This window comes from Mesorhizobium sp. M0140, assembly GCF_040322475.1.
In the GTDB taxonomy this organism is placed as follows: Bacteria; Pseudomonadota; Alphaproteobacteria; order Rhizobiales; family Rhizobiaceae; genus Mesorhizobium.
On the sequence record NZ_JAMYTM010000069.1, the window covers coordinates 1 to 4435 of the forward strand.

A 4435-nucleotide genomic window follows, 5' to 3' on the forward strand; every position below is an offset into this window, starting at 1 on the left:
GTCGAAACCATCGAGGCAGCCGAATGCAAGAACTACTTCGAAAACGCAGGCTACGCTTCCGTCAAAATATGAAACGCTCTAGCCGGTGCTCCTCCAGTGGCGCTCCTCGGTTCGTTCGAAATTCAGCGCACGTAGCGGCGCGCGCTTTTACCGAACTGCACGATGCCTTGAAACGGCTGCAGCAGCATCTTCCCAGGAAGGGTGGGGCGACCGAGAGATGGTCGAGATCGGTCGGTTATCCTGACATGTGACCTGCCACGGGTAATTCCTCCATCTGAGATTAGAGTCCGGCCTCGATTGATCCGATACCATTCTTTGGACCGCCGGAAGGTGGAGTTTTCCGGCTGTTTCACGATGGCGGGCTGACGGCGCCATCGGGATTGATCAACGAGATTGGAACCTTGTGCCCGATTGCGCCATGTGGGCGCACCTCGTTGTAGTATCTGCGCCAATCCTCCAACTTTTCGGCCGCGTCGGCAAGCGTCAGGAACCAGTGGGCGTTCAAACATTCCGCCCTGAAGCGGCCGTTGAAGGCTTCGATGTAAGCGTTGTCCGTTGGCTTTCCCGGTCGCGAGAAGTCGAGCGTGACGCCCCTGGTGTAGGCCCACAGATCGAGGTCACGGGAGACGAACTCCGAGCCTTGATCGACCCGGATCGTCTTTGGATAGCCGATCTTGGGGCAGACCTGTTCCAGCATCCTGACCACATCCTCGGCTCGGTAACTGAAGCGTGGGTCGAGCACCGGCACGTAGCGTGAGAACGTATCTACGACCGTCAGGACCCGGATCTTCTTGCCCGTCGCGAGCTGGTCGTGAACGAAGTCCATCGCCCAGACGTCGTTGGGTTCGACGGCTGGCTGGCGATCGTCTCGCAGCTTCGCCTTCACCCGGCGCTTCGGCGTCTTGTTCCTCAGTTGAAGGCCCAAGTCCCTGTAAATGCGATAGGTCCGCTTCATGTTGATGTCCCAGCCCTCCCGCGTGAGCATCACGTGCACGCGCCGCTAGCCATAGCGAACCCGCGTCGCGCAGATGTCTTTGATCCGAGCTTCGAGGCCGGCCTGGTCACGGCCGGCGGGACTTGTAGTGATAGGTCGAGGTGTCGAACTCCAGAACACGGCACGCTCGCCGGATCGACACGTTCCAATCAGCACAGGTATCGGCCACCAGCTCGCGTTTGCGACCAGGCCTCACAGTTTTCGGCGGATCACGTCCTGCAGCATCTCCTTGTCCAGCGACAGGTCGGCGACCAGCTTTCTGAGCTTGCCGTTCTCGTCCTCGAGCTGCTTCAGCCGCTTCATCTCTGTCGGCAGCAGCCCGTCATATTTCTTCTTCCAGTTGAAATAGGTCGCCTGGCTGATCCCGGCCCTCCGGCAGATCTCCGCCACAGCAAACCCATCCGCTCCCTGCTTCAGAATGAACGCCTTCTGCGCGTCCGAAAACTTCGATGCTTTCATCGCTTCCGCTCCTCTCCCAGCCGGGAAACTACAGCGGAAAACTCCAATTCTGAACGGTCCAGTTCTGGGGATCAGATCACGATTGAAGGGACGGACTGATGAAGAGAAAGCGGTTTACGGAAGCGCAGATTATCGCGGTTCTGCGTGAGCGTGAGGCGGGAGCAAAGGCGGGCGACCTGGCGCGCAAGCATGGGATCTCCGAGGCGACGCTGTATAACTGGAAGGCGAAGTATGGCGGGATGGACGTCTCCGATGCCAAACGGCTGAAAGCCTTGGAAGCCGAGAACGCGAAGCTGAAGAAGCTGCTCGCCGACCAGATGCTCGAAGCGTCGGCACTGCGCGAGCTTCTTTCAAAAAATGGTAGGGCCCGCCGCCAAGCGCGAAGCCGTCGCGCATCCGCAGGCCGTCACGGGCGTGTCGGAGCGGCGGGCCTGTTCCTTTGTGGGCGCTGATCGCAAGATGGTCCGCTATCGGTCCCGGCGTCCGCCGGAGACGGAGCTGCGCACAAGGTTACGCGACCTAAGCCAACGAGCGCCGGCGCTTCGGCTATCGGCGGCTGTTCATTCTGCTCAGCCGCGAACGCGAGGCATCCGGGTATCAACCGCATCTACCGGCTATACCGCTAAGAAGGACTGGCCGTGCGCAAGCGACGCTCTAGGCGCCGAGCGTTAGGACGCAGGCACCGATCCTGGTCCAGGCACGCTGGATTTCGTCCATGATCAGTTCGCCTGCGGTCGGCGCTTCCGCGTACTCAACATCGTCGACGATGTGACGCGCGAATGCCTGGCTGCGTATTCCGACGAAGCCGGCCATCGATTCCGATTTGAAGCCCGCCAGTCATTCCGATTTCATTCCGGCCGGTGTTCCGATTTGAAGCCGGCCATTTTTCGGTCTGATCCTGGGTCTTGTTGATGTTTGGATTGGGTTTCGTTTCAGGTCAAGCTTGCGCTGTTTCGGTCGCTCTTGGCGAGCGCTGTTTTCGCATGCTTTCACCGGTGAGATCGATGCGATAGGCGTTGTGAACGAGGCGGTCGAGGATGGCATCGGCCAGGGTTGGGTTTGCAATGATCTCGTACCAGCGATCCAGGGGCAGCTGACTGGTGACGATTGTCGATCGGCGTTCGTAGCGGTCTTCAATGATCTCAAGCACATCACGCCGCTGGTCATCATTGAGTTTTTCCGGTCCCCAGTCATCGAGAATGAGAAGGTCGGTTTTGGCGAGTTGCTTGAGGATCCGGCCATAACGTCCGTCGCCTCTCGCGAGGGCGAGTGTTGCAAACAGCCGGGGAACGCGGTGATAGGCGACGGAGAAATCCTCTCGGCAAGCTTTGTGGCCAAGCGCACAGGCCAGCCAGCTCTTGCCCACGCCCGCCGGCCCGGTGATGAGAAGACTGTGATGCTTGCGAATCCAGTCGCAGCCGGCGAGCGCCATGAACAGATTGCGGTCAAGACCGCGTGCGGCCCGAAAGTCGGCATTCTCGATCTGTGCGTCATGGCCAAGTTTTGCAGCCCTGGCGCGGGCTTCGAAACGCTTCTGGCGGTGCATGGTGGCCTCGCGCTCGAGCAGCATGGCAAGCCATTCGCCATGCTCGAGGCCGCGTGCTTCGGATTGTGCGTCGAGCTCCTGGAAGGCGGTGGCCATGCCATGAAGGCCGAGTTCGCGCAGCATGTCGATCGTCGGATGGATAAGCATTGGTGTGTCTCCTCAATGAAAGTAATCAGGGCCACGCAGATTGGCGTGATCGACGATGGCGGTCGGTTCGGTGGAATGCCTTGCGGCCTTGTGATTGGCGATGAGCGAGGCGATGCTCTTGCAGTTCAGCCCACCGATCTCGACAGCGCGGGCTGACACGGCTTCGGCGCGATCGCGTGTGACATCGCGAAACAGGCGCAGGACACCCAGGCATGTTCGAAAGCCTTGTTCAGGATGTGGGCGGCTGGCGAGGATTGCGACAACCAAGCTTTCCGTCTCGGGGCCGACGGATGCGGCCCAGCGACGGAAACGATCCGGCGTCCACTCGGCATATCGCCGGTGGGAACTGGGCATATGATCCGGATCAGTCCCATGACGAGGGCCGCCATAGCGGCGCTGATGGACGGCAAAGCGCTTGCCGCGGTGGAAGATCTCGATGGTGCGTGCCGTTGCTCTAAGGTCGACTTGCTGGCGAATGAGGCTGTGCGGTACTGAATAAAAGAAGGTCTTGAACTCGACGTGGTAATCCGTCGAGACGCGGGCCAAACGCCACTCGGCGAACTCGTAGTCTTCGCTCGGAAGGCTTGCGAGCGCAGCACGCTCGACGCTCTCAAACAGTTGCCGGCGACTGACGCCCAGCCGACGCATGACGTGATCATTGATGCGATCGAGTGCCTGGCGAATGGCGGCATTGGCCTCGGCCAGCGAGAAGAAGGTCTGGTTGCGCAGCCGCCCCAGAATGCACGACTGGACGAAACGCACGCCGTTCTCGCCTTTCGATTTGTCCTTCGGCCGTCGCGGCCGTGCCGGAAGAACGCCGACGCCATAATGGGATGCCATCATGCCGTAGCTGCGATTGATCTCGGGATCGTAGAAGCTGGCGCGGCTGACGCCCGACTTCAGATTGTCGGGGACGATCAGTCGGGGAACGCCATCAAAAGAACGAAACATCCTGACGTGTGAACCAATCCAATCAGGCAGTGTCTGGGTCCAGGTTGCTTCGGCATAGGTGAAGCTGGACGCACCCAGCACTGCCACGAAGATCTCCGCCTCGCGGATCTCACCGGTCTTGCGGTCGATGATTGGGATCTTCTTGCCGGAATAGTCGACGAAGACCTTGTCACCGGCGGCGTGTTCCTGGCGCATCGTCGGGGAAAGCCGCTGTTCGAGTAATTACCCACCCCCGATGCGGCACGGTGCGTCGTCACTCGTCGTCGAGTCCGGGTACTGCGGGGGAGCCTTGCCGACCTTGCTGACGGTCCTCGGGTAATTGGCATCGGGCTGCGCCT

General features: G+C 60.3%; 1 protein-coding gene and 3 pseudogenes. 1 reads left to right on the forward strand and 3 read right to left on the reverse strand.

All coding sequences use genetic code 11. The features are described from left to right. Positions 1–349: 349 nt before the first annotated feature. A pseudogene (locus NKJ37_RS31750) lies at positions 350–1453 on the reverse strand (IS3 family transposase). A 98-nt stretch (positions 1454–1551) separates the two neighbouring features. On the opposite strand from NKJ37_RS31750, the pseudogene NKJ37_RS31755 reads away from it, so the two are divergent. Beyond that, positions 1552–2254 (forward strand): annotated as a pseudogene (locus tag NKJ37_RS31755) (transposase); the annotation flags it as partial. Positions 2255–2390: 136 nt separating this feature from the next. Here the strand turns inward: NKJ37_RS31755 and istB are convergent. Together istB and istA are read right to left on the reverse strand one after the other, a co-directional pair. Continuing rightward, the gene (istB, locus tag NKJ37_RS31760; protein WP_352776428.1) at positions 2391–3146 is read right to left on the reverse strand and encodes an IS21-like element helper ATPase IstB; all 756 of its coding nucleotides are present in this window, start codon (positions 3144–3146) and stop codon (positions 2391–2393) included. 12 nt (positions 3147–3158) lie between these two features. Further along, positions 3159–4295: pseudogene (istA, locus tag NKJ37_RS31765) on the reverse strand (IS21 family transposase); the annotation flags it as partial. Positions 4296–4435: the final 140 nt, after the last annotated feature.